The 21,305-nt window shown below is 38.6% G+C and carries 21 protein-coding genes and 1 pseudogene; 13 read left to right on the top strand and 9 right to left on the bottom strand.

What is annotated here, in order from left to right:
* The first annotated feature begins 9 nt into the window (after positions 1–9).
* Both J7I96_RS04910 and J7I96_RS04905 read left to right on the top strand, forming a co-directional pair.
* Entirely contained in the window at positions 10–240 is a 231-nt protein-coding gene (locus tag J7I96_RS04910) for a hypothetical protein (RefSeq protein ID WP_214925481.1), read from the top strand.
* Positions 237–485, top strand: coding sequence for an HD-GYP domain-containing protein (locus J7I96_RS04905; protein WP_396020053.1), 249 nt, complete (start codon positions 237–239; stop codon positions 483–485). Before J7I96_RS04910 ends, J7I96_RS04905 begins: the two co-directional genes overlap by 4 nt.
* A gap of 127 nt (positions 486–612) precedes the next feature.
* On the opposite strand, the gene J7I96_RS04900 is transcribed toward J7I96_RS04905, so the two are convergent.
* The 3 genes from J7I96_RS04900 to J7I96_RS04890 are packed head-to-tail and all read right to left on the bottom strand — an operon-like array spanning position 613 to position 3,149.
* Entirely contained in the window at positions 613–1,167 is a 555-nt protein-coding gene (locus tag J7I96_RS04900) for a TVP38/TMEM64 family protein (protein ID WP_214769908.1), read from the bottom strand.
* Position 1,168: 1 nt separating this feature from the next.
* Positions 1,169–1,846: a response regulator transcription factor gene (locus J7I96_RS04895; protein ID WP_214769906.1), complete on the bottom strand. Its 678-nt coding sequence runs from the start codon at positions 1,844–1,846 to the stop codon at positions 1,169–1,171.
* Complete coding sequence (locus J7I96_RS04890) at positions 1,824–3,149, bottom strand: HAMP domain-containing sensor histidine kinase (RefSeq protein WP_251029088.1); 1,326 nt, start codon at positions 3,147–3,149, stop codon at positions 1,824–1,826. The genes J7I96_RS04895 and J7I96_RS04890 overlap by 23 nt, the downstream gene beginning before the upstream one ends.
* Positions 3,150–4,027: 878 nt before the next feature.
* Here J7I96_RS04890 and chrS point away from each other — a divergent pair.
* Positions 4,028–4,504: a chromate efflux transcriptional regulator ChrS gene (chrS, locus tag J7I96_RS04885; RefSeq protein WP_214769905.1), complete on the top strand. Its 477-nt coding sequence runs from the start codon at positions 4,028–4,030 to the stop codon at positions 4,502–4,504.
* 33 nt (positions 4,505–4,537) lie between these two features.
* Here chrS and chrA read toward each other — a convergent pair whose 3' ends face one another.
* The 4 genes from chrA to J7I96_RS04865 form a co-directional block, all read right to left on the bottom strand.
* The gene (gene chrA, locus J7I96_RS04880; protein WP_214770194.1) at positions 4,538–5,080 is read right to left on the bottom strand and encodes a chromate efflux transporter ChrA; all 543 of its coding nucleotides are present in this window, start codon (positions 5,078–5,080) and stop codon (positions 4,538–4,540) included.
* An 8-nt stretch (positions 5,081–5,088) separates the two neighbouring features.
* Positions 5,089–5,676: a chromate efflux transporter ChrB gene (gene chrB / locus J7I96_RS04875; protein ID WP_214769903.1), complete on the bottom strand. Its 588-nt coding sequence runs from the start codon at positions 5,674–5,676 to the stop codon at positions 5,089–5,091.
* A gap of 405 nt (positions 5,677–6,081) precedes the next feature.
* The gene (locus tag J7I96_RS04870) at positions 6,082–6,954 is read right to left on the bottom strand and encodes a DMT family transporter (RefSeq protein WP_214769900.1); all 873 of its coding nucleotides are present in this window, start codon (positions 6,952–6,954) and stop codon (positions 6,082–6,084) included.
* Positions 6,955–7,529: 575 nt separating this feature from the next.
* Positions 7,530–7,739 carry a hypothetical protein gene (locus tag J7I96_RS04865; protein ID WP_214769897.1) on the bottom strand — a complete coding sequence of 70 codons (210 nt, stop codon included), beginning with the start codon at positions 7,737–7,739 and terminating at the stop codon, positions 7,530–7,532.
* 484 nt (positions 7,740–8,223) lie between these two features.
* Between J7I96_RS04865 and J7I96_RS04860 the strand changes: the two genes are divergently transcribed.
* Together J7I96_RS04860 and J7I96_RS28965 are read left to right on the top strand one after the other, a co-directional pair.
* The gene (locus J7I96_RS04860; RefSeq protein ID WP_214769894.1) at positions 8,224–8,898 is read left to right on the top strand and encodes a response regulator transcription factor; all 675 of its coding nucleotides are present in this window, start codon (positions 8,224–8,226) and stop codon (positions 8,896–8,898) included.
* A complete protein-coding gene (locus tag J7I96_RS28965) occupies positions 8,895–9,893 on the top strand; it encodes a sensor histidine kinase (protein ID WP_214769891.1) in 999 nt (332 codons plus the stop codon). Before J7I96_RS04860 ends, J7I96_RS28965 begins: the two co-directional genes overlap by 4 nt.
* A gap of 22 nt (positions 9,894–9,915) precedes the next feature.
* Here the strand turns inward: J7I96_RS28965 and J7I96_RS04850 are convergent, their stop codons facing one another.
* Together J7I96_RS04850 and J7I96_RS04845 are read right to left on the bottom strand one after the other, a co-directional pair.
* Entirely contained in the window at positions 9,916–11,880 is a 1,965-nt protein-coding gene (locus tag J7I96_RS04850; RefSeq protein ID WP_214925487.1) for an ABC transporter permease, read from the bottom strand.
* Positions 11,877–12,623: an ABC transporter ATP-binding protein gene (locus J7I96_RS04845; RefSeq protein ID WP_251138045.1), complete on the bottom strand. Its 747-nt coding sequence runs from the start codon at positions 12,621–12,623 to the stop codon at positions 11,877–11,879. Before J7I96_RS04845 ends, J7I96_RS04850 begins: the two co-directional genes overlap by 4 nt.
* Before the next feature lie 375 nt (positions 12,624–12,998).
* Here J7I96_RS04845 and J7I96_RS04840 point away from each other — a divergent pair.
* The 8 genes and pseudogenes from J7I96_RS04840 to J7I96_RS04805 all read left to right on the top strand — a co-directional run bounded on the left by J7I96_RS04840 (position 12,999) and on the right by J7I96_RS04805 (position 21,289).
* Positions 12,999–13,361, top strand: a pseudogene (locus tag J7I96_RS04840) (group I truncated hemoglobin).
* Positions 13,362–13,496: 135 nt separating this feature from the next.
* A complete protein-coding gene (locus tag J7I96_RS04835) occupies positions 13,497–13,757 on the top strand; it encodes a hypothetical protein (protein ID WP_214769882.1) in 261 nt (86 codons plus the stop codon).
* Between the two features lie 401 nt (positions 13,758–14,158).
* Positions 14,159–14,362: an alpha/beta-type small acid-soluble spore protein gene (locus J7I96_RS04830; RefSeq protein WP_034315006.1), complete on the top strand. Its 204-nt coding sequence runs from the start codon at positions 14,159–14,161 to the stop codon at positions 14,360–14,362.
* Between the two features lie 233 nt (positions 14,363–14,595).
* Positions 14,596–15,048, top strand: coding sequence for a YoqH family protein (locus J7I96_RS04825; protein WP_214769879.1), 453 nt, complete (start codon positions 14,596–14,598; stop codon positions 15,046–15,048).
* A 358-nt stretch (positions 15,049–15,406) separates the two neighbouring features.
* Positions 15,407–15,877 (top strand): UPF0158 family protein, encoded by a 471-nt coding sequence (locus J7I96_RS04820; RefSeq protein ID WP_214769876.1) that lies wholly within the window; start codon positions 15,407–15,409, stop codon positions 15,875–15,877.
* A 1,236-nt stretch (positions 15,878–17,113) separates the two neighbouring features.
* Positions 17,114–18,109, top strand: coding sequence for a LacI family DNA-binding transcriptional regulator (locus J7I96_RS04815; RefSeq protein WP_237752163.1), 996 nt, complete (start codon positions 17,114–17,116; stop codon positions 18,107–18,109).
* 192 nt (positions 18,110–18,301) lie between these two features.
* Positions 18,302–19,747, top strand: coding sequence for a sucrose-specific PTS transporter subunit IIBC (locus J7I96_RS04810; RefSeq protein ID WP_214769874.1), 1,446 nt, complete (start codon positions 18,302–18,304; stop codon positions 19,745–19,747).
* A 69-nt stretch (positions 19,748–19,816) separates the two neighbouring features.
* Positions 19,817–21,289, top strand: a complete 1,473-nt coding sequence (locus J7I96_RS04805) for a sucrose-6-phosphate hydrolase (RefSeq protein WP_214769871.1) — start codon at positions 19,817–19,819, stop codon at positions 21,287–21,289.
* The last annotated feature ends 16 nt before the right edge of the window (positions 21,290–21,305 follow it).

Raw genomic sequence — 21,305 nt, 5'->3', positions numbered from 1 at the left:
TCATATGTTGTGCATGATATCGGGAAAGCGGAGATTCCTGAGTGGATTTTATACAAACCTGAACCGTTATCCCCATATGAACGAAAAATCATCGAGATGCATCCGTTAATGGGATCCGATATTTTGAATAAGATTTCAAGGGAAATAAACAATGATGTGATCAGCAGCCTGGAAGTGGCTGATCACATCACCTCCATCATCATGAAAATTGGGATGGAACGGGATATCCCCACCGTTTGAAAGGGGAGGAAATCCCATTGGAAGATCGAATCGTAGCCATTGTGGATGTGTTTGATGCATTGACCAGCAGAAGGCCGTATAAAGATTCCTGGTCAGTGGAGCAGGCATTATCTTTCATAAACGAACAAAAAGGAAAGCATTTCGACCCAGCCAGCGTGATGTCTTTCTTTTGCTGTTTTGATGAAAAGGCGGCGCAGAAAAAAGCTGCGATACGCTTCGCAGCACAAGGATATAGTAAAATGTGAACACGTCGCCTTCTGGATCTGGTCGTTAACCCTTGGAGATAAAGGGTTAACGATTCTTGAAAAAAATAAGGAGTTTGTAAAATGGTAAATGGATCGTTTCAATTTACAAAAAAAATAGTGAAGATTTTTACTCCCTTCCTTTTTTCGTATTTCTATTAAAATAATAAACGACTGAGATTACGAGAATCAACAGTATCAAAACAATCCTTATATCGTCCGATGCCTTCAAAACCTGTGTTACCGAATAGGCCTCGACAAGGAGGGCAGGCAGTTTTCCGATGGATGTCGCGAGGAAGAAAATCATCATTCCCGTCCTGCTTAATGCTGCTGTAAGGTTGATCACACCGGATGGTATAAAGGGAAGGAGCCTAAGCATCAGGATCATCCAAAATGCATGGAACCCTTGTGACTTTTGCAGTTTCTTGACCCACCGGTTCTTCATGAACTTGGGTTTGAATGTTTGAAAGCCCTTTCGATATAACCAAAAGCTGACCGCTGCACCGGCAATTTCCCCCATGTAAGAAAGGATCAATCCCTTTTCAAATCCAAATACGCTGATATTGGCGGCCGTGATGAATACACTTGGAATAAAACCAAGCACGCTGATCAATATATTGAATACTAAACTTACAGCAATGGAGAAAGGGCCGCTGGATAGTAATGCCTCAGAAATGAAATTCATATCAATCCACAGAACTCCATTTATACCCGATGCCCCAGACCGTTTTCAAATGTTGATCTGCTGGAAAACCGGCATGACGCAATTTCTCTCTAATATTTCGAATATGGGAATCGATTGTCCTATCTTCGGTATCCGTTTTAAATCCCCATATGGTCGAAAGCAGGTGGTCTCTGGAATACACTTGATCTGGGGATTTTAAAAACAGGCACAGCAGTGAGAACTCTTTCGGTGTTAGCGGGATTGTTTTGGTATCATAATGTGCTTCATAAGCGGATTCATTTAATTTTAGCCCCCTAAAGGTCAAAAAATCATTCTGATTGTGCACCCGCCGCGTCACTGCTTCGATTCTGGCAAGTAAAACATCTTCATGAAAGGGTTTCGTAATATAATCATCTGCACCCTTTTTCAACCCTTTCACCATTTCTTGTGCAGCATCCCGGGCGGTGAGCATGATTATGGGAATACTGGAAAACGCACGGATCCTTTCGCACGTTTCCCACCCATCCATCTCAGGCATCATTACATCAAGAAGAACTATGTCCGCATGTTCACGCGCTAAGAACTGTAAGGCTTCAAGTCCAGATTTCATCTTCAGGCATGTATATCCGTGAGGTTTAATGTATAGCTCTAATAGATCAAGCATTCTCTGTTCATCATCAACCAGAATTACTGTCTTCATTTGTTATCTCCTTAATTGTGATAGTGAAGCACGTTCCTTGTTCCAAGTTGCTTTTAACCGAAATGGTTCCGCCTTGTATCTCCACTAATTGCTTGACGATGGAGAGCCCCAATCCGAATCCGCCGGTAACTCTGGCGCGTGATTTCTCGACACGATATAAACGATCAAAGATATGGGGGACATCTTCAGGTGGAATGCCAACTCCTTGATCGATTATGGAGATGGAAATCCAGCCATTGCATTCAATGGCTTTGATGGTGGTGACTGTATATTCGTTCGAGTACTTCAGCGCATTATCCAACAGGTTAAGAATGACTTGCTCAAACCGTGAGGGATCTATATCTATAAATAATTCATCCTTGCATTCCAGATTCAATTGAATTCTTTCATTTGCAAAAGCCGGTAACACTTTTTCATGAATGTTTTGCAGGAATGAAGAGAGCTGGATGGTTTCTTTTGATATGGTGAATGTATTTACATCCATTCTAGCCATATTGAATAGTTCGTCCAATAATCTGTTTAATCGTTCGGATTCATCATGGATGATCTCTAAGTATCTTGTTCGTTCGGATGCATCCAAATCTTTCCGGAGGGTTATATCAGCATATCCCTTGATATAAGTTAGCGGCGTGCGCAGTTCATGGGAGATACTTGCCAAAAATTCATTGCGTTCCTTCTTTAAATAGTTCAATTCATTAGCCAAGCTTTGAATGGATTGGGCAAGCTCCCCGAGTTCATCATTTGATCGTACAGGCACAGCCACTGAAAAGTTCCCTTTGCTGAGTTTGGTTGTCGCTTCCTTCATCGAAATAAGCGGTCTAGTCAAAGCTTTTGATAGAAAATAAATGGTGATAAGCATGAATAAAAGGAGCAATGCAGTCGCAAAAAGGAAATGCCTATTCAATTGTGCGATTAAATCCTCAACATCTCTAGTATCTTTGAACATATAAACATAGCCTTTTTTTTCTTTATCGCTGATAAATGGCGTAACGGTGGCTATATATCTTTCATCCTTCCAACTCGATTGGAGGACAATGCCTTTTCGGGGTACTTGGGGGATGTTTTTTGCCAAGATTTTGTTCATTCCCCCATTTACCTTTGAGGAAGATATCAGAATATCTCCTCTTGTATTCGTAATCACGACATCTGTATCGGTATGGTATTCCATCAGGCCGATATGCTGAAGGGTAGAGTCGGAATACGTGATTTCCAACACATCACGATGACTATTGCTACGGGCCTTCAGTGATTCCAATTCTTGATTGATACGGGAATGGATCACTTTATTATGCAAGTAAATCATGGAGACGGTTTCCATCAAAAAAATGCAAATAAATATAGATAGTCCGAGTTTAAAGGAGATTTTCAGGAGTATTCACCTTCTTATAGGATAAAATCAGTTTAGCGAAAAAGTATGAAGAAACTATGCAGTTTTTTTCAATTTATTCGCATCTTTTAAACAACGATAATCTGAATGACGACTTGTTGCAAGAGAGACAATATGTTTAATGGGCCCAACCTGTCATTTTTTTTATTCCTGTGTAGGGCATGTGGGGGGAATCAGGTTGTTTTTTGATATTTCCTCCAAATATATAACATGAAAAGAACACTATTATATTGAAATTGCCGGGAAAATGGGCAGTTTTTTTATTTAGTTTACACAAAATATTTTGTATTAAGGAAACATTTTGTCTTGAATGAATACTATGTAAAAAAGGAGCTGATCCATATGAATTGTACAAACCGTACGCAGAAAAAAATTATGGCATATTCCGCATTATTCAAAAAAATGGGCATTCTCAATGATGAAGAATACAAAAATATCGCAAAGACCTTTCAATCAAAGGATTGAGGAAGTGTCCCTTGGATTTTCATAAACTCTTATCCTGCAGTAAACGGTCTGTAAAACCCCCGCCTTAATTTTAGAAGAGGAGGGGGACTGCAGACTATCGGGAAATAAAGGAAGTGTTGGCGATGTTTTTGGCGGCTGCATTCCGCTGGATGAAATGAAGCACCAAAACTACATAAACGATGGACATTTCTAGGCAAGTAGGAGGGAGTTCATTGAAAGGGATACCAAAAAAATTTCTTGCGTTATGAGAAGTGAAAAGGAAGATTGTTGTGATCCGATGATGTTCTCTGCGATAATGGAGTAAAGAAATTGAAAAGGAGTTACGTAGGATGGCAGAGGACTTTAACATTCCCAGCTTGAAAGTTGATGAGATCGATAAGAAAATCATATCGGTTTTACATGAAGATGCACGAATTTCGTATACCGACTTAGCGAAGAAAGTGGAGCTTTCCAGAGTTGCGGTTCAGGCGAGAATTAATCATCTTGTTGAAAACGGTGTGATCGAGAGGTTCACTGCAGTCATAAATCCAGCTAAGGTCGGCATCCATGTTTCGGCATTCTTTAACGTTGAGGTTGAGCCAAAATATCTGGAATCGGTCGCGCAGCAATTAGAAAGTGAACCGGCTGTTACGAGTTTATATCATATGACCGGTCCGAGTAAACTCCATATGCACGGAATCTTTACTGATAATCAAGAGATGGAACGCTTTCTCAATGAGAAACTGTATGCGGTCGTCGGTGTTGTCAGCGTTGATTGCCAAATTCTCATTAAACGTTATAAAAGCCGAATGGGCATGAAGCTTTAATAAAAAATCCCCCTAAATAGGCGGATTTTTTATTTATGTGAGCGGGATGATAAATCCGCCATACAAAAAGGCAAGAAGGATTACGAATGCAGGGTGGATCTTGAATTTTCCTAAAGCCAAGAAGGCCAATCCAGCGATGAAGATTGAATGGATGTAGCCGATGGACCCGACCGCGTCCGCGGCCATATTCCAGGTGAGCAATAACATCATGATCGCGATCACGGGCTGTACAAGTAGTGACATGCCTTTTACGATTGGCGATTGCTTGTATTTTCGCAGGATTTTTAATAGATATATCAAAGCCACGGCTGAAGGGATGATCGTGCCTGCCAATGCAGCTAGAAATCCTGGCCAGCCATATACATCATATCCGACATATGCGGCTATTTTCGTGGCGATGGGTCCAGGGAGTGAATTTCCTAACGCAAGCATTTGTGAGAACTCGATATTATCTAGCCAGCCATAACGGGTGACGATTTGGTCATACATAACCGGAATCGAAGCTGGACCTCCGCCATAACCAAGAATATTGGCAATGAAGAACGCTAGAAAAACAGCAACTCCCATTGGGATCATAATACCCATTAAGCGGATTCCTCCTTCCTATCAGTCTTTTTATTTTTCAGTCTATCCTTTAATTTATAATGAAACGCACCATATAAAAGAAACATCATAATGACGATACCCGGATGCAGGGAAATGACCTGCAGGAGCAAAAAGGAAATCGCAAAAAAGGTGATTCCGAGCACCTTTCCTAACCCTTTTACCGCCTTTTCGCCAAACTCATAAGCCATTTGACCAAGCATGACAGCGACAACCGGCATGACAGCAGCGATCATATTACTGATCATTGCCGAATTACTTAGAACATTAATGAACGCGATCAAGAAAACCATCGCAATGCATGAAGGTAACACGTGAGCGGCCACACTTACGGTGGCTCCCGGCCAGCCTTTTAATTTATAACCCAGATATGCGGCCATCTTTGTGGCAATCGGTCCTGGGAGTGTATTGGCAATCGCCAAAGTGTCCCCGAATTCATCATCGTCGAGCCAGTGATAGCGGGATACTGCTTCATGGCGGATGAGCGGGATGACAGATGGCCCGCCGCCGAATCCTAATATCCCCGTTCTCATCATTCCAATCGTCAATTCCGTATATGGATTTTTCAAAAACGATTCCTCCTTTGTTATAAAATTCAGCATTCATTTCCAAGATTATGAATTAATGATAACAAAAATTCTTTCAAAATGTAGATGAAATTATGATAATAATTACGTAATGAATGTATTTCTGGGGATTTTTGATATAATGGGTTGAAATAAACAAAAGAAAGTATCTTTTTGCCTTGAGGAAGGAAGTTTGGATTACATTAGACAAACAAGCAAGTAAACTGCTATTCCCTTATTGGATTCCGCCTTATTAAAGGTCGATAAGAAAGAGAAATTAAAAACAAAAAACAACTTTTCTCCAATTCCCTTTTCTAAACCAAAAAGTACCCTATAGGCAGCCTTTTTTTAAGTGACTGCTCTATAGGGTACTTTTTAATATATAACTCCAATACTTTTTAATGTGAGTTATTCTTCCCGAATGACTAATAGCACACCGATAAAAATTAAGATTGTACCGATCCAAAAGGACAAGCCGATTTGTTCACCTAGTATTAACCAACCTAAAAAAGTACCGACTATAGGCTGTAAAAAGAAAAATAGTCCGCCACTTGAAGCGGTAAGCATTTGCAGTCCACGATTCCAAAGTAAAAAGGCACATGCTGTTGAAATAACGCCCAAGTATAGAAGGCCGCCCCATATGGATGGATGCATGATGGCTTGAAAGTCAAGCTCATCCAATCGACTAATCGTAACAGGGGTTAAAAAGACAATTGCCACAAGCACGGCATAGGTCGTTATAACAATTTGTGAATATTGCCGTGGTACCCGTTTGATTAGAACGGACATAAGGGCCCAAGTTAACGCAGCAATAAGCAGTGATACGCCCCCAAGTTGGTGAGATGAGCCGATATGGGCATTTCCGACAATGATACCGACACCGAGTGTCGCTAAAATAACAGAAATGGATTTTTTTAAAGTGATCTTTTCTTTTAAAACGATACGTGCAAATATCACCATGAATGCAGGTGTTGTTGAAGTGATGATGGCCCCCATTTGTGCGGTGGATAGCAGCGTACCGACTTCCTGGGTTACGATGGAAATGGTGTTCCCAACAAGTCCTATAATGAAAACCAGAAGCCAGTCCCGTTTGTCAATCCGCCAAGATTGTTTTGTTATTAAACCAATTGTCAGCAAAGCTAAAATCGCAATTACATATCGTAAAAATACTAATTCAAGCGGCGGAACAACCTCTACCACAACTTTTACCACAACATACATCCCGCCCCAAATGCTGGCAGCGAGTGATAAATATAAAGAGCCTAATATAGTGTTTTTCATTTTTATACCCTCCGTTTTAACCAAACATTTCCAGTCCTTAACGGAGATGCAATTTTTCTGCCGTTAAGGAAGAAAAACTGCAGGTACATCATTTTCGAATAGTGGTGACCACAACATCAGCTTTCAGCTCACTTCCCAAAATATTTGTTTTCAATGATGTTAGCTAATTAAAAGGCTATTCGGAGTTGCTACTGATTATCGTTTCAAACGTCAGTAAGTTATTAACATACTCATTTAAATATACAAGATTTTAGATTAATAAAACAACAAATTATAGTATTTAACCTAGCGTACCATTAAGATTATTCGCATTATACTAAAACTTAAAACACAGGAAAAACCCAAACCTTAAAAACTGGTGGGGTTTCTATTTGGTGGATTCTAGTTGGAATAGAAAGAGGGATTTATAGGGAAGGGAAACAGATGGTACAGTAATAATGCTCGTCAAATTGCCGGTAGCGTAATGTATAATGCTGGAAACAAAAGGTGGATTAGGATTAATAGCCTCCCTTAAAGAGTTTAATCCTAATCCACCGTTAAAGTGAATTCAGTGCATGTCCTTTCCGGAAGCATCACTATCCGTTATATTTTCTTTCGATTTTCCTGAACTCATCTGATAGTTCAAATAACGTGTGTAAGACGGCTGTTTGAATATATAGATTCATATAATTATCATTGCTCTTCTTTTGAAAAGATAAATCATGTTTTTCATTGATTTTCCGAGTTATACATTCATTAATTTCGCTCCACATTTCTTTCGTTCCTTCTTTAAGTTTAATCTCCATAATCTCCCACTCCTTTTTTATTAGTTTATCCAATCTATTACATTCTTATACTTACTTTTTGGCCAAGCTGGTAACTTTTTTATCTAAAAAATTAATGTCTTCAGTTTTTTTGGGTATCCTTCTGTTTGAGTGCAAACACGAAAAATAGGAGAACTCATTACCCATTAGCGGTTATTTAATTGCTGAAAAAAACGCTTCGCTCAGTGTTTAGACAAAGGGGCTCTATCTAAAAGTTAAAAAAGTGGATTGGAACGGATGGCGGACCGCCCGCGGAAAACGAGTGCATGAAGGCAACGTTCAAATTGTACAATCCCTAAAAGGGGGCAGGGTGTCACTATCTCACTTCTTCTCTACAGTTACTTTAATTGAGCCATATTCTTGAGTGTTGTATTTGTACAAATGACAGGAGTTTGGAATAATTAGCATAATGATAGTAAAGAACATGTAAACATTTAGCGATTCAGTTCATGAATAGGAGATTATTATGTTTAAAATTATGATAGTTGAAGATGATGAAAAAATTAGAAAGATTGTGGCTGATACGCTAACAAAGTGGAAATACGACGTTGTGGGGATAATGGAATTTGACCACATTTTAGATGATTTTGAGAAATTCCAGCCTGATTTGGTACTATTGGATATAAACTTGCCAACCTTTGATGGCTTTTATTGGTGTCAGCAGATCCGTGCAATCTCAAGTGTGCCCATACTGTTCCTTTCCTCTAGAAATCAAAACATGGACATCATCATGGCCATTAATATGGGAGGGGATGATTTTATCCAGAAGCCATTTGATTTAGATGTTCTTGTAGCAAAAATCAGTGCATTGCTGCGCAGGAATTATACCTATCAAAATGGACATAACCTAAAACTAACGCACCGGGACTTGTCTTTGCATGTAACAAACTCAACTATCCAATTTGAGGAACAATCCATTGAGCTTTCACGTAATGAGTTCATCATTTTGCAGTTGATGATGCGCAGAATAGGGGAAATTGTACCCAGAGAGGACTTGATGCAAGCTCTTTGGAATGATGAACAGTTTGTCGACGATAATACACTGACTGTTAATGTAAATCGGGTAAGGCGTAAGATTACTGGAATTGGATTAGAAGACTTTATTGTGACACGTAAAGGAATGGGGTATCTGATCGAATGAGGTTTATCCAATTTTTAAAATACGAGAAGCCTTATATCGTTTTATTCGTTTTTATCTTTTGCATGGTTTCTGCCGTGTTTTACACGGACCCCAATATGACATGGAGCTGGAACACTTTTCTATATGCGGGGGCATTGACCCTATTCGTATTGATTATTTTCTTTTTGTATCGGTATCAGCAAAGTTTACGTGTAATCCGGGCAAGGGGTGACGAAGATCATGAGAACCTTTCTTTAGAGGCAGCCTCTTTACAGCATTTATTTGAAGAGAAGGAAAGGGAGCATATTAGGTCTCTCAATCAGATTCATGAGAAGCAGAACGAATATTATGATTTTATTGTATCGTGGTTTCATGAAATTAAAACACCCATCTCAGTGCTGCGATTGATGCAGCAAACAGAAATCGATGCCAAGATTTTTCATGATGAGGTATCAAGGATAGAGCATTATGTGGATCAGGCACTTTATTACGCAAAGTTGGATAACTTCAATCAGGATTATGACATCAAGAATTGTGATTTGGACCAATTGGTGAAAGAGGTTATAAAAACTCATTCCAAAACATTTATTTCCAAGAAAATCCGCCTTCGGCTACAGATTGAACCAATCACCATCCAAAGTGACCCCAAGTGGCTGCAATTCATCCTGAATCAGTTAATTTCAAATTGCTTGAAGTATACGCAAGAAGAAGGGGAAATAAAGATTGAGACAGGTTCTGATTTAAAAGAAAAGCAGCTGATTATCAGAGATAATGGAATTGGTATAGAAAAGACTGATTTACCTCGGATATTTAATAGGGGTTTTACAGGATCCAACGGGCGTACCTACACAAAATCCACAGGGATGGGGTTATATTTAGCACAGCAGTTATCCAATAAACTTGGTCACTATATCACTTGTACCTCTGAAACGGGTTTGTATACCGAGTTTGTCATGCACTTTCCCAAAAATGTCGATCCCTATTTCAATATGCAAAAAAACGCAATGAGACCTTGATGAAGGCCATTGCGTTTTTTTATTAATATTTCTGATTTACGATTTTGTAGTAGAGATTCGCGGAAGACAGATAAAACATTACATAGATCACAAAGTATATAGCAAAGATGAACCAGAGCATGGAGGTAAGCTGCGGGAAATCTTGTACAGAATCCAGGATATAGTATTTTAAAATGAGCCAGCTGTGTAAAATGCCTAAAACTAGCGGAGGGAAGAAAACAAAGAGAAGTTGTTTACGGATCACGCTTTTCAATTCACGGTCTGCGGTACCTATCTTCCGCAGAATGGAATACTGTCTCTGTTCTTCCGTTGCTTCCCGCAATTGTTTAAAGTAAATGACGCTGGCCAATGCAAACAAGGCAATGACAGCCAGGAAAGCAGCAGCAAATAACATTAAAGCTGAACCTTCTATTTGCTTTGAATACACATCAGCAAATGAAGAATAGTAAGTGTCGGGCTTCTTCGTAACAATGGCATGTATATCAGCTGATAAGGATTCAGCCTGCTTCTCATTTTCGATTTCATAAATTTCAAAAGGGACCGTTTTGGCTTTGCTTTTTAAGTTTTGATAAGCCTCATCTGAAATAATCAGGACTGCGGGCTTCAATATCATGGATCGAACAGGGTCGCTGGCCCAGCCTAATAATGCGTAATCTTTCTTCTCTATTAGTTTTAGAGTGATATCTTCATTTACATTCACCTTAAAACGTGGCAGCTGATCGGAGGGGAAGGATTTTGGGAAATCTGTTCCTTGTGACAGAGTTACAGCTTCCATATCTTCTAAATGGATTTCCTCCTGATTTCCACGCAATGAGATGATTTCGTTATATGCTTTTTCTGGAAAAAGAAAAACGTCCTTTGAAAAATACTCAGGGTTCTCAAAAGCAAGGTTCATGTTTGTATTAGGCTTTCCTACTAAGGCTTCCAAAGTTTTATGATATTCAATTGAGTGGTCGGAATTTTTTATCTTAGCATCAATTTTCTCGTTGGTTTCCTTATCCAATGACTGGAACGCTATATCATTCGGTAGATTCCTGCCGACAGCTTCAAACTGGACAGCATAATTGATCGAAACGAATCCAATCAAGAAAATGATGGTGGCACTGAACAAAGAGATGAAGGTAAGGTTTAACGTATTCGACCTTATTTGGAAGCGTAATGACGAGATCCACAATACCCGATTGCCTTCATGGAAGTTATGTTTCTGGCGGATCTTTTGCAGCAGCCAGCCGGAGAACTGACGGAAGAACAAATACGTGCCGCCAATCATGCCGACTGTGACGGCCATCATGGCAAAAGTTAAGTGTTCTTGCCATATGCTTGATTCTTTGCCCCGGCTTATCAGAAAGAATTCCATTGCTAATAACATTAACGATAAAGCTGCCATAATGAACGAAGAAGGTATCGGTTTTTCCATTTTTTCATTTGCATGAAACAACTCCACGAGTTGTACGCGATTGATCATGAAGAAACTTTGGATACTTGCAATGATGGCTAACAAGAGAAACAAGATGATTGTCGACCCGATCGCTTGATAAGGAAAATTCAGCGTAATGACATTGTCGTATTGCATTAAGTTCATTAATGCCATACCGAAAAACTTGGACAGCAGACCGCCAAGGAGTATTCCAATTACAAGTGAAAATGATCCAATGAGCAGATTTTCAACGAAAACCATTCGAGTGATCTGGCTTTCATTCATACCTAGCAGCAAATAGAGTCCAAATTCCTTTTTTCTTTGCTTCATAAAGAAAGAGTTAGCATAAAGAATAAAGAAAATGATAAAGAGGAAGATGACCACCGAGGCAATCGACACCCCCGTTTGAAAACTCTCCTTATTATTGAGTACATCCAATATATCCTCGTTATACATCAGTGATGAGAAGGTGAAATGGACCATAACACCTGTAATCATGGCAAACAGATAAATCGTATAAACACGGAAATTCCGCTGAACGTTCCGGAACGTCATATTCAGTAAGCTCACCTTTGATTCCCTCCCATGGCACTCTGGATGTGAAGGATCCGATCAAAGAAATCACTTTGACTTTGGTCACCTTTATAAAGCTCGTTTACGATTCCCCCATCACGCAGGAAGATGACTCGTTTACAGAAGCTTGCTGCATAGGAATCATGTGTAATCATAAGGATCGTCGTTTGAAATGTTTCATTCAAGCCTGATAACTGTTCCAATAATTGTGTGGCTGATCTCGAATCAAGAGCGCCTGTAGGTTCATCTGCAAAAACTATCGCAGGGTTTGTAATAATGGCGCGTGCCGATGAGGCCCGTTGTTTCTGGCCGCCAGAAACTTCTGTAGGGTATTTATCTTGAATTCCTTCAATATTCAATGCCTGAATGACTGGTTTCAGCCGTCTTTCCATCTCATCCGAAGAGAATTTCCTTAATGAAAGGGGCAGAAGAATGTTCTCCTTAATCGTTAAAGTATCAAGCAAGTTGTAATCTTGAAAGATGAACCCCATTCGTTCTTGGCGAAATGTGCGCAATGCTTTTTTGTTTAAATCCAACAGGGCCTGCTCTTCAAGCCAGACTTCCCCGCCAGAAAATTTATCAATTGTCGATAACACATTCATCAGTGTTGTTTTTCCAGAACCGGAAGGCCCCATAATAGCTGTAAATTCACCCGATGTTATGGTCAGGTCAATATTTTTTAAAACCTGTGACTTTCCATAGGATTTAGATAAGTTTTTAGTTTGTAATACTTTTTTCAACGTAAATCTCCTCCTCATGTTACATACTATAAAATTCATCCCTTTCCCCACCATAGATGTAACAGGAAGTAAGATTACAATTTTGTCACATTACAATTTGAAAATGAAAATAACAGCTTGAACATAAAATGAAATTACCTATATCAATTATGCATTTTCAACAACTTAGTGGCAACAAGTTGAAATAATGGGGTTTAAATGGATATCGATCATTTTCTAATGAACTAACCGGTTCTTTACTTCACTTTCGGAATTTAAGGGGACAGGTTAGTTGCAAGGGTGCTAGAGCAGAAGGAGATACTATTGAAAGATAAGGAATAAAATCAAATTTTCCACAAAGAATACTTCTATTAATTAAAAATTAGGAGTGTGGATATGGAACAAACACTTTATGAAAAAGTCGGCGGAGAAGAAGCGATAGCAAAAGTGGTGGACTATTTTTACTCCGAATTGGTTCTTAAAGATGAGACAGTTAATCATTTTTTTGAAAAAACGGATATGGAAAAGCAACGAAGTCATCAGACAAAATTTATTAGCTTTGCATTAGGCGGCCCAAAACAATATTCTGGACAATCCATGGCAAAAGCGCACCAAGGATTGAATCTGTAACCTGCCCACTTTAATGCCATTGTAAAGCATCTTAACGATGCACTTGCTCATTTTGGAGTGAATGAAGCTGACATAGATACAGCTTTAACTAAAGTTGGTTCATTAAAAGATGATATTTTGTATAAATGATATAATGAGTTAACAGATGCATTACCAGGAGTTGCTCTGGCAGCTCCTTTTCTTATTGTATGTATAGGGAGTTCAACAAGGATTTCGTTTTTACGTTAAATTTTATACAGTTAACGGATTTAGGAGGTGAAAAAGATGAAACGTGCGATAGGAATATTTCTTACCCTTTCATCTTTACTAACATTCTTAATTGTCGACATGCTTTATGATCCTGTTAAGAATAAAATAACAACAACAGATATGAATTCAGTAGTTACAACAACAACAGTACTATATCAATATCCTTTGATGTATTGGGAAATTTGTGTCATTTTAATAATTACTTTTATTCTTGGGGTTTACTTTATCCTAGCAAAGGAAAAGAAATATCAAGAAGATCACCCCAGAATATACTAGAAATAAATGAATCGAACTAATGGGTGCTTTACTTCAATAAGGAAGGTTGCTGAGGCAGCCTTTTTCTTATGGCAATTTCGGGGCAGGATAGGGAAGGAAACAATTAGCTTTAGGGAGAATAATATTTTTGAGGTGACTTTAGATTGAAAAAATATGGTGTAGCAATTCTTTATATATAAGGAGGAGAAAGTCTCTCCCTCAGATTATTTGCCTTTCTTTCTGAAACCCTTCCTTGCGAACCGGTGGCTTCAATGTTTTCCTATGCTCTCCCTTCTAGGGCCACGATGAGTTTTAATTTCACTTAATCATTGCCTTAATTTATTTTGGAATCTATGTATATAACTCTTAACAATATCAAAACCTATGACTAGCAACACATTACATTCATAGGAGCTGACAACATGGCTAGAAATAACAACAATAATCAATTAGTAGTTAATGGTGCAGAGCAAGCTCTAGAACAAATGAAATACGAAATCGCTAGTGAATTCGGTGTTACACTAGGCGCTGATACAACATCTCGTGCAAACGGATCTGTTGGTGGAGAAATTACAAAACGTTTAGTGCAAATGGCTGAACAACAATTAGGCGGAAGAACTCGTTAATCGAAATCATATGTATTGTTAGGGATAGTGATTGTACTATCCCTATTTATAATTCTCCAAATCAAAAAAGGAACAGAAACATCAGTTGCTGTTATTTTGCTATGTCGCAGTACGAATAAACTACGTGGAAACAAAAGCTTAATCATTTTCATTAGCTTGTAGAACTAAAGGGGCAGTTGGTTGTAGAAGGACTATCTATATTTAGAACATAATGAGGGTAAAAGAGGTGTTATATGAAACGATTTGTTTTGGGTATATTTATTATCTCAACTTTTGTTATTTCTCCTTTACAAACAAGTGCAACAACTATGCCTTGTAGTATGGTATTGGAACCAATTGATAAAAAGCTTACAAATGCAAAGGGAACAGCCTTGGTTTATAAAGTGCAGTTACGCCCGCAAAGTTTTGTACGAACTAATGTAAGTATTCTGGGGGTACACCTGCCAGAACCATCTTCTTATGGGAATTATGATAGCTATGAAGGTTTTGCTTTTATACCAGACGAAATTAGTTGGCGTTTCAGGCTTTATCCTTCTCCAGAAAAAGATAGTCCAACTTGGGCTGGGAAATTTGATGAAATTACAGCAAAAATGGAAAATGTAGAAGTGCAGGTGCGTCTTTCTAATTTAAAGACTGAAAAATTGGGACCCAGTATATTAAGAAGCAATATAAAATACTGTAAGTAGCTATAGAACTAACGGGTGCGTTAGCTGAAGATCGGAGCTGTCTTTAAGGCAGCTTTTTCTTTATGGAACTAAGGGGCAGGTTAGTTCAATAATTCATTTGATTTTTTGGTAATATCTATAAAGGGATGGCGAGAATTATGATGAATAAAAATACTGTTTCATTGTTATGCTTATCTACTGCTTCTATTGCAGCCGGTATGGCACTAAGATATTTTTAATTATTATATGATTATTGGATTTGGTTTAGATGGTATCCTTATTAGCTACTAGGTTTTCGCTTGGGAAAAATAATTCAGATAATTAAATCGTTTGTTAAGCTAACGGATGCATTAATAAAAAATTGAAGGGTGATCAATAATTGAGAAATCCAGTAAAGATTCAGGCCATTATTGAAGAATTGGAAATGCAGTTTGATGAGTCTCGGACATTTTTAAATGTAAAAACTGGTGAAATCATTTCAGTAACTTTGGATGACTTGAGAGCAGCTGAAGATGAAGAAGAATTTGGGCATTTACCTGAGTGGGAACAAGAAGATAGAAAAGTTGCTCGTGATGTATTTGAAAACTTTGAGAATTACAAGGAACTCCCAACAAAATATGAAGTAAATGAATATGAGATTATAGAAGACTTTTGCTTTACTGTTAGTGATGAAAGAAAGCAAGATAAATTATTAAGTTCAATTAAGGGGAAGGGTGCCTTTAGAAGGTTTAAGGACAAAATTATTGACTTTGAAATGGAGGACCAATGGTATTCTTATCGTGACGAACGATATAAACAAATTGCGATTAAATGGTGTCTAGACAATAACATAAACTTTATTGATAATTAGCATTTAAAAATGTATGGCACGAGACATATGGCTGAACAAAGAGCTGTCTTTAAGGCAGCTTTTTCGTGCGCCCGGCATGGGTGCAATCTATAGGGTGAAAGTCCCGAACCATGAAGGCAGTAGTAGTGGTTAGCTTAATGCAAGGGTGTCCTCGGTGACGTGGAATCTGAAGGAAGCAAGCGGCAAACCTCCGGTCTGAGGAACACGAACTTCATATAAGGCTAGGTATCATTGGAAGAGTTTGCGAAACAAAACAAAGTCCTTACTGCCGAAGGTTGTACAGAGTAAATGAAGCAGATAGATGGAGGGAAAGATTCCTCTCTTACCCGGGGAGGTCTGATGACAGCCAAGTACACTTGGTAACCTGTCCAGTGATGGACAGCTGAATCATCAGAAGTCAGCAGAGGTCATAGGACTTGTCTACTCGAGAAGATAAGGAAGGACCGAACAGATTAAAGAGGATGAATACTAGGCGTTCGTTATCTGCGAAGAAGCAAGCAATCCCTAACGGAACTTATTTGAAGGAAGAAGTGGTGAATACACGGGGAACTTCAAAAGGGCGGAGCAGATAAAGGCACAAATAGCTAGGCTCCTCCTCCTACTTGATTTTATTAAAACTATCGGAGCAAATTAGAACAATAAGTCCTATGGTATAATTCTGCTAATAGTGAGTTTTCGGGGGTAAGTCAATGAATAATCATGATTATTTTAATGATGAAAACTATACTGGTAATCACCTTCATGTAGATAAATGGAAATATGAGTTCACTCCATAAATAGAAGCAATTGCTTGGGTAAGAAAAGACAGTTCAATGGACTTGTTTTTTAATGATTTCGCAGATGATAAGGAGTTTCAAGCGTTATTTAGTGATAAAGAATAATATTATAATGAACTTATGGGTGTATTCCTTGGTAATGTTAAAACGAATCAGGAAGTATACGAAATGATTCAATTGGGTTGATGGAGTGCTATACCCATTTAGGAAGAGAGCTAAATAGAAAAGAAAGGGTTTTTTCTCTCATAATGGTTAGTTCTATTTATCATTATATAAATGTACCCTCTTTACTAATTTCCATATTTTACACATCCTGCTTGGAGGTGAATGTGTTTACATTTAAATTTGCAATGATAACGTTGTAAAATTTCCTGTTTAAATTCAACTATATTCACCGCTTAATTTACTGAACATATTGGTGTATAATAAATAAATCCATATAAAGACGGAGATGAATGCTTTGGTTACAATTACTGATATCGCGAAGCTTGCCGGAGTTGCTAAGAGTACAGTTTCACGTTATCTAAATAATGGTTCTGTTAGTGAGGCAACGAAAAATAAAATCGAACGTGTGATAAATGAAACCAGCTATGCTCCTAATGCCTTCGCTCAAAGTTTAAAAGCAAAGAAAACTAATATAATCGGTACCATCGTACCGAGACTTGATTCGTATGCTTCTTCTCATACGTTAATTGGCATTGATGAACAATTAAGAGAACTAAATTATCAAATGCTGATCTCAAATACCGGTCAGGATTTAGATCGGGAAATTGAAAATATTTACACACTGGCTAAGCAAAAGGTTGCGGGAATGATTTTGCTTCCATCCCAAGTTACAGACGCCCATTTAGAGGCCTTCAAAGAGCTGCACTTGCCCGTTTTACTGGTTGGTCAGCAGCATGAAACTATTCACAGCATCATACACAATGATTATGAAGCAGCATATGATCTCGGAAAACATGTGCTGGAAAAAGGTCACCGTAAGATTGCTTATTTGGGCGTAACAGGAAAAGATATTGCTGTAGGAGTCATGCGAAAAAAAGGATTTCAGCGGGCGATAGATGAAAAATCAGACTGTGAAGTAAGGTATTATGAAACAAGCTTCAGCATAACAGATGCATTAATCAATGTCCCCTCTATTATTGAGGAATTCACTCCCTCTATTATCGTATGTGCAACTGATAATATAGCGATTGGTGCTTTGAAAGCAGCTTATTTAAGAGGTTTAAAAGTTCCAGAAGACTTGTCGATCACTGGATTTGGAGGTTATGAAGTAACAGAGATGATACACCCAGGCATAACTACAGCGAAATTTTACTACAAAGAAGCAGGACAAATGGCAGCTAAAAGTATCGTAAAGCTTGTTAACGGGGAAGAATTACCAAAATTATCTCTATCAAAATATAAAATTATTGAAAGAGAAAGCGTTGACAATCGTTTACTACACCGATTATAATCAAAATGAAATCGGTTACCAAATATTTCTCTCTAAAATGTAACCGGTTTCTGTGAATCAACTTGTTGATATTATATTTTTTTGGTTTACGTTGGAACCGGTTCCACTGCTTGATATATTCATATATTTTTTTGGATTCAAACGGAACCGGTTCCAAGCCAGCGTTTATAAACGTTTAAAAGGAGGATCATTATGAATTATAAAGAAGTATCCCAGGAAATATTGGAGGCAATCGGCGGGAAAGAAAATGTGGCAGCTGCAGCACACTGTGCGACTCGGCTCCGCTTAGCTTTACATGATGAAGATAAAGTCGATCAAGCAAAACTAGATGAGATGGATGCAGTAAAGGGAACATATTCAACTGGAGGACAATACCAGATTATTATCGGTGCGGGAACTGTTAATGAAGTATACAAAGAGTTTTCAAAGCTAACTGGACTTACTGAAATGTCGACGAAAGATGTAAAAGATGCTGGTTCGAAGAAAATGAATCCGCTTCAGCGCTTTGTAAAAATGCTTTCTGATATTTTTGTTCCTATTATTCCTGCAATTGTTGCCGGCGGTCTATTGATGGGGATTAACAACTTGCTCACAGCACCTGACTTATTTATCGCAGGGCAATCCATTGTCGAAGCTAACCCGGGATTCGCAGATTTAGCAGCTCTGATTAATACATTTGCCAACGCAGCATTTGTATTCCTTCCCATCTTAATCGGTTTCTCTGCCACACAGCGGTTTGGCGGAAATCCTTATCTGGGTGCTACACTTGGAATGCTAATGGTTCACCCTGACTTATTGAATGGTTGGGGATACGGAGGAGCCTTAGTAAGCGGTGAGATTCAGGTCTGGAATATTCTCGGATTTCAAATTGAAAAAATCGGATATCAAGGCACTGTGTTGCCGGTACTTGTTGCTTCCTTTATTTTAGCAAAAATAGAAACGTATTTGCGAAAAGTAATTCCTTCCGCACTAGACAATATTCTAACACCATTATTGACAATTTTTATTACTGGTATCTTAACGTTCACAGTAGTAGGACCGATTACTCGTGCTACAGGGAACTTATTAACAGACGGTCTCATTTTCTTATATGATGGAACTGGTTTTATCGGAGGAGCTATATTTGGACTTCTTTACGCACCAATCGTTATCACAGGTATGCATCATAGCTTTATTGCTGTAGAAACACAATTACTTTCTGATATTTCAAAAACTGGGGGCTCTTTTATTTTCGCAATTGCAGCAATGTCCAATATTGCTCAAGGTGCAGCAACCCTTGCAGTTACTTTCATTACGAAAGATAAAAAAACAAAAGGTACGGCATCTGCAGCGGGTATTTCGGCTCTTTTAGGGATTTCAGAACCTGCAATGTTCGGTGTTAACTTAAAACTGAAGTATCCATTTATTGGAGCAATTATAGGTTCAGGAGTGGCTTCTGCTTTCGTCACCTTCTTCAAAGTAAAGGCGATTGCACTTGGCGCTGCAGGTTTACCAGGGATTATTTCAATCAAAACAGATACAATTATCTTTTATATAATTGGTATGGCCATTTCATTTGCTGTTGCCTTTATCGCAACATTCAGTTTAGCAAAACGGACAGATAAAAAAGTTGCTGCACTTTCTCGAAAAGCAGCCTAATTTATTAATATGAAAAGGGCTGTCCGAAACAAGGAACAGCCCTCTGATTTTTTAAAGGAGTCTGATCACATGGGATGGACAAAAGAACAGCGTTATCGACGCGTTGAAGATGTTAATCAGGTAGAGCTACAAAATTTGCAAACAAGAGTAAATGAATGCACATGGCGACAAACCTTTCATATACAGCCTTTATCCGGCCTACTTAATGACCCTAATGGCTTCTCTTTTTATCATGGAGAGTACCATTTATTCTACCAATGGTTTCCACTTGGTCCTGTACATGGGTTGAAGTATTGGTATCATACGAAATCAAAAGATCTTGTTTCTTGGGAAAATGCCGGCATCGGGATCGCACCGGATGATTATTATGACAGCCATGGAGCCTATTCGGGAAGTGCTATTGAATATGAAGGAAAACTATATTTATTTTATACCGGCAACACCCGTGATGAGAATTGGCAAAGACATCCCTATCAATGTATCGCCATCATGGAGAAAACGGGACAAATTGAAAAATTGACCCATCCATTCATTCGGGACGTACCAGAAGGATATACTAATCATTTCCGCGACCCGAAAGTTTGGAGAGAAAATGATACCTTTTATGCAGTAATCGGTGCACAGCGGAAAGACAAAACAGGATGTGTCGTCCTTTATCGTTCCTCCAATCTAGTAAACTGGACCTTTGAAGGAGAGTTACAAACTGACCTTGGAACTTTTGGATATATGTGGGAATGTCCGGATTATTTTGAACTGCAAAACTATGGTGTACTGATGTTTTCTCCACAAGGTTTGGAGCCCAAGGGAGACCTTTACCACAATATTTATCAATCCGGTTATGTTATTGGCAGCAAGCTAGATACAATAACCCACTCACTATCACATGGCTCTTTTCAGGAGCTTGACAGAGGCTTTGATTTTTATGCGCCGCAAACAATGGTTAATCCTGACGGAAGGCGTATCCTTGTCGGATGGATGGGATTGCCTGAAATCGACCTACCCACAGACAAAAATGGCTGGGCGCATTGTTTAACACTGCCAAGAGAATTATCTGTTCGAAACGGCAAGCTGATTCAGCGGCCAGTGCAGGAACTTCAAGCGCTACGCAGGCAGGAAACTGAAGTAAAAGGTGTTTTGAAGAACACCAAGAACATATATGAAGAATTCAAAGGAGTATCCTATGAAATGGTATGTGAATTTGAAAACAACGATGCCGTTGAATTTGGTATTGAATTCAGGGCCGGTGATAATGAAAAAACGGTCATTAAATATGATACTGTAGAGAAAAAAGTCATTCTTGACCGTTCTTCTTCAGGTGAGACCGTTGGAGAAGCTTATGGAACAATCCGAAAATGCTTTGTGAATACCAAAAAAATTAAGTTTCATTTATTTGTAGATACCTCTTCTGTTGAGATTTTCATCAATGACGGTGAAGAAGTATTCACGAGCCGGATCTTTCCTCGTGAAAACAGAAATGAAATTCGTTTCTTTGCATTATCTGGAAGCACCACTTTTCAAGCAAAAAAATGGAGTTATGTATGAAAGCGAGAGGTAAGGT

Origin of the sequence: Bacillus sp. ISL-78 (genome assembly GCF_018613455.1) — a bacterium.
In the GTDB taxonomy this organism is placed as follows: domain Bacteria; phylum Bacillota; class Bacilli; order Bacillales; family DSM-1321; genus Peribacillus; species Peribacillus frigoritolerans.
The sequence above is the reverse complement of the archived record's forward strand: the minus strand, read 5'-3'. Positions and strand labels throughout refer to the sequence as shown.

Coding starts and splice junctions, on each gene's coding strand:
- J7I96_RS04900 (WP_214769908.1), bottom strand. CDS start 1,167: ATGAATTTCATTTCTGAGGCATTACTATCCAGCGGCCCTTTCTCCATT.
- J7I96_RS04895 (WP_214769906.1), bottom strand. CDS start 1,846: ATGAAGACAGTAATTCTGGTTGATGATGAACAGAGAATGCTTGATCTA.
- J7I96_RS04890 (WP_251029088.1), bottom strand. CDS start 3,149: ATGATTTACTTGCATAATAAAGTGATCCATTCCCGTATCAATCAAGAA.
- chrS (WP_214769905.1), top strand. CDS start 4,028: ATGGCAGAGGACTTTAACATTCCCAGCTTGAAAGTTGATGAGATCGAT.
- chrA (WP_214770194.1), bottom strand. CDS start 5,080: ATGATCCCAATGGGAGTTGCTGTTTTTCTAGCGTTCTTCATTGCCAAT.
- J7I96_RS04870 (WP_214769900.1), bottom strand. CDS start 6,954: ATGAAAAACACTATATTAGGCTCTTTATATTTATCACTCGCTGCCAGC.
- J7I96_RS04865 (WP_214769897.1), bottom strand. CDS start 7,739: ATGGAGATTAAACTTAAAGAAGGAACGAAAGAAATGTGGAGCGAAATT.
- J7I96_RS04860 (WP_214769894.1), top strand. CDS start 8,224: ATGTTTAAAATTATGATAGTTGAAGATGATGAAAAAATTAGAAAGATT.
- J7I96_RS28965 (WP_214769891.1), top strand. CDS start 8,895: ATGAGGTTTATCCAATTTTTAAAATACGAGAAGCCTTATATCGTTTTA.
- J7I96_RS04835 (WP_214769882.1), top strand. CDS start 13,497: ATGAAACGTGCGATAGGAATATTTCTTACCCTTTCATCTTTACTAACA.
- J7I96_RS04830 (WP_034315006.1), top strand. CDS start 14,159: ATGGCTAGAAATAACAACAATAATCAATTAGTAGTTAATGGTGCAGAG.
- J7I96_RS04825 (WP_214769879.1), top strand. CDS start 14,596: ATGAAACGATTTGTTTTGGGTATATTTATTATCTCAACTTTTGTTATT.
- J7I96_RS04810 (WP_214769874.1), top strand. CDS start 18,302: ATGAATTATAAAGAAGTATCCCAGGAAATATTGGAGGCAATCGGCGGG.
- J7I96_RS04805 (WP_214769871.1), top strand. CDS start 19,817: ATGGGATGGACAAAAGAACAGCGTTATCGACGCGTTGAAGATGTTAAT.